General features: G+C 44.1%; 5 protein-coding genes and 2 tRNA genes. All 7 read right to left on the bottom strand.

Annotated features, from left to right (window positions below; all coding sequences use genetic code 11):
- Positions 1 to 100: 100 nt before the first annotated feature.
- Complete coding sequence (locus PCH02S_RS35410; RefSeq protein WP_246069436.1) at positions 101 to 799, bottom strand: AIM24 family protein; 699 nt, start codon at positions 797 to 799, stop codon at positions 101 to 103.
- 14 nt (positions 800 to 813) lie between these two features.
- Positions 814 to 1,269, bottom strand: coding sequence for an amidohydrolase family protein (locus PCH02S_RS35405; RefSeq protein WP_127458790.1), 456 nt, complete (start codon positions 1,267 to 1,269; stop codon positions 814 to 816).
- 49 nt (positions 1,270 to 1,318) lie between these two features.
- Positions 1,319 to 1,945, bottom strand: a complete 627-nt coding sequence (locus tag PCH02S_RS35400; protein ID WP_127458789.1) for a GyrI-like domain-containing protein — start codon at positions 1,943 to 1,945, stop codon at positions 1,319 to 1,321.
- A 134-nt stretch (positions 1,946 to 2,079) separates the two neighbouring features.
- The gene (locus tag PCH02S_RS35395) at positions 2,080 to 2,589 is read right to left on the bottom strand and encodes a ferritin (protein ID WP_127458788.1); all 510 of its coding nucleotides are present in this window, start codon (positions 2,587 to 2,589) and stop codon (positions 2,080 to 2,082) included.
- 118 nt (positions 2,590 to 2,707) lie between these two features.
- Entirely contained in the window at positions 2,708 to 2,959 is a 252-nt protein-coding gene (locus tag PCH02S_RS35390) for a DUF1450 domain-containing protein (protein WP_127458787.1), read from the bottom strand.
- 145 nt (positions 2,960 to 3,104) lie between these two features.
- A tRNA-Leu gene (locus PCH02S_RS35385) sits at positions 3,105 to 3,189 on the bottom strand.
- A gap of 16 nt (positions 3,190 to 3,205) precedes the next feature.
- Positions 3,206 to 3,278: transfer RNA gene (locus PCH02S_RS35380), tRNA-Lys, on the bottom strand.
- Between the last annotated feature and the right edge of the window lie 18 nt (positions 3,279 to 3,296).

Raw genomic sequence — 3,296 nt, 5'->3', positions numbered from 1 at the left:
CGGTATGTGTTGCTTGTCACTTGAATTCTTTCTCAGAGGCGACAAGGAATAATATATCAGGATTTCAGAACAAATGCAAATGTTTTTTGTTACCAATCGCTTATTTTATAAAAATACCGCCAAAAGGCAGCACTTCCCTTGCAATTCGCCGCAATAAACTATCGTTTTTCATATGCTCATCCAACTTGCGATCCGGCTTGCATGGCTGCAGCAGCACATGTCCTTGCCCTGTCATTTCCCAATGATAATTCATATGCTGGCTCGCTAATGTATTGCCATATACACAAAGACGCAGTACGGCATTCCGAGGATACGCAATTAGACAATGAATATCCACATATAAAGGCTGCTTCGGATCCAAAGCCATCTGATACAAGGGCCCAGCGGTCAAAAGCCCCAGCGTTCCCGGTCCTTTGAACTGCATTTTCACGAGATCTTGCGTGATCAGTGTATTTTTAACATTTTGTAAGTGTGAAGTAAAACTGACACCGCCGGTATAAAACAGAACATGCCGGAACTCATACAAAAGATCATCCTCTTCACCAATAGGCACCACAGACATGCTATAACCTTCTGGCAAACCTAGCATAAGCTGAGCAGGACCATACACGCGCGATTGAATCAGACGTTTTTTGCGGTACATGCTGGGCAGCTTCATCAAAGAGTCCTCTCTTTGCTCAGACTTCCCTTGAAAAGCTACGATTTGGTTCGGATGCAGCACATGAATCGATTCGTCCTTCTCGATGCGCAGTGTGGCCATTTTTGCGTGTGAGCTTGCATGTTCGAAAGTAACTTCCACACCTCTCAGGCCTCCTATCTCATTTGACGCTTCTGCCTCCGCCAGACCACATACCGGAACACCCTTCCAAGTACAAAATACAACACTACAAGCACAACCACCGCGATAACCATATTTGTTATCTTCCGACTCCGGTTTTCTTTCTCTATTGCAACCTGCTCCATGGCCTTTAAGCGCTCTTGCAGGCGTTCATTTTCTTTCTGAAGCGCTTCGTTTTGTTGAAGGAGCTTTTCCTCGGTTTCCTGCGAATGCCGGATCGTTTCCGAGAGCTTGTCCTTTTGCTCCTCTAATTGCTGTTTCGTTGCCTCGTAATCTTTCTGAATTTGCTCCACATTCTCAGGCAGTTGATAGATATCTTTCACCCTATCGAGCCAGGAGGCTTGGGCTGCAGAAGTAGGGTACATAAGCCCTATCCAAATCACTAGCACGCCGATCACATGACCAATAACAGATATATGCCGTGTCCGCATCGCCTTCCCTCCCAACAGCTCGACATTTTCTTCTATTTTACAGCAAAAATCAGCCCTTCACCACTCCTGCCGCCTTAACAGGGTAACGCAAAATCGTTCTCATTTTCAAAGGATCAATCTTCCTCGGGTCAGATAAATAAATTTCATGATGGAGGCCGCTGATGCTTAAATGGCTTGTCTCCATAAATTCATACATTTGGCTTAGCGTTTCGGGCTCAGAAGCATACGGACCCATATGCAGCATCTGGACACAGCTTCCTTCATACAAGGTTTCAAATACAATATCCGAAAGCAGCTCCAGCTCCTTTTTCTTGCCTAAAGCTTTAACTCGGGCTTCCTCTACCTTCTCTGCTGTAACATAATCGGGCATCCTGATCAAAAGTTTCCAACGCCACTGCTCCCTCGGCACCTCGAGTGCCTTCCGGCTATCTCCATCTACCCACCACAAGCCCTCCAGCTTGGCCACAGTGAAGTCTTTCTCCTCCATCTTATAGATGCCCTTAATGCTGTAAGAAAGCGTGTAGAGCGCTTCAGTCGCTTGTGCGAAGACATCTCCATTCGGGTCCCCAGTTCCTTGGATGGTCACATACCAAACAGGTCCAAATTCCATTAGCTGTGGTTTCGTCGGAGCTGTGTAATAGGATTTGTAGACTTTGGCTAAATCTAACTTTTCCATGCGCCACTTCCTTTTTTTCTTTCAGTATATAAAATAAACCCTGACAGCTATGCGTCAGTAAACATAGAAAAAACCTACCCTTCGCTGTAAACGGCGAAAAAGTAAGTTTTGGTCTTCGTTAGTATCGTATGTAATTATTCCCCGGTTGGTGGAGTGAACGTGCGTTGTGCAAATTCCGCATCCAACATGAAGAAGGCGTTGCTATCTTTGTCGATCCGTTTCAACTTGTTAATAATGCTGTCGAACATCGCTTCTTCCTCTACCTGCTCATCAATAAACCATTTGAGGAATTGCATCGTCGCATGCTCACGATCGTTGAGAGCCAAATCAGACAGATGGTAAATACGTCTTGTCACTTCCTGCTCATGCTTGTATGCATGCTCAAAAGCGTCGAGGATCGATTCGTACTCATTCACTGGCGTATCCATGCCGGCGAAAGCAACCTTTTTCCCGCGATCATTAATAAATTTGAAAATCTTCATGGCATGAAATTTCTCTTCTTCCGCTTGAACGATAAAAAAGTTCGAGAACCCATCCAAGCTTTCTGCTGCACAATAACCGGCTATGGCCAAATAGACGTGCGCGGAGTAAAATTCATAGTTCATCTGCTCATTGAGCGCTTCCGTTAGTTCATCTTTTAACATGATGTGCTGCACATCCTTTCTGTATGGTTATTTTTTGCAAATCCCCATACATACAAGATTACCAGAACTTCATATACAAATACAAACGGAAGTCATAAATTTTACAAAGGTTATGTACTTAGGCCATTACGGTTTCAGCCCTGGATTCAGCAATAATCTGCTTGAGCTGAGCATACAGTAAGTCAGGTGAAGCGGCGCAAACCAAGTCCTTTTTGCCGATCATCGCGATGCACTCTTTCTTGCAATGCTTACAGTTTCCTAGGCAATCCTTCTTCTTTTGCTTCAGATCAGGGTATTCATTTTTCAATGACTTATATATTTGTTTGGAACCGAATTTCTCATTTCTGCAGCAGTATTTAATCGTTTTCATGTCATAACCTCCACCGCTCATATCTACCGCCCATAACTTGATATTAGTGATAATAATAATCAATGTCAACAGAAATTTAGAAATGGATATACAAAAAAAGAACTTCCTTAGCTCCTATAAAAGGAATTAAGAAAGCTCTTGGTGATGCGGTCAAGAGGACTCGAACCTCCACGGGGGGTTAGCCCACACGGACCTGAACCGTGCGCGTCTGCCAATTCCGCCATGACCGCATAAAATAAAAAAAACTGAGTCATGTAGGATTCGAACCTACGACACCCTGATTAAAAGTCAGGTGCTCTACCAACTGAGCTAATGACTCAAACTTCATAAAAAATGG

It is taken from the genome of Paenibacillus chondroitinus NBRC 15376 (genome assembly GCF_004000765.1).
Classification (GTDB): domain Bacteria; phylum Bacillota; class Bacilli; order Paenibacillales; family NBRC-103111; genus Paenibacillus_E; species Paenibacillus_E chondroitinus.
The sequence above is the reverse complement of the archived record's forward strand: the minus strand, read 5'-3'. Positions and strand labels throughout refer to the sequence as shown.

Coding starts and splice junctions, on each gene's coding strand:
- PCH02S_RS35390 (WP_127458787.1), bottom strand. CDS start 2,959: ATGAAAACGATTAAATACTGCTGCAGAAATGAGAAATTCGGTTCCAAA.
- PCH02S_RS35405 (WP_127458790.1), bottom strand. CDS start 1,269: ATGCGGACACGGCATATATCTGTTATTGGTCATGTGATCGGCGTGCTA.
- PCH02S_RS35395 (WP_127458788.1), bottom strand. CDS start 2,589: ATGTTAAAAGATGAACTAACGGAAGCGCTCAATGAGCAGATGAACTAT.
- PCH02S_RS35400 (WP_127458789.1), bottom strand. CDS start 1,945: ATGGAAAAGTTAGATTTAGCCAAAGTCTACAAATCCTATTACACAGCT.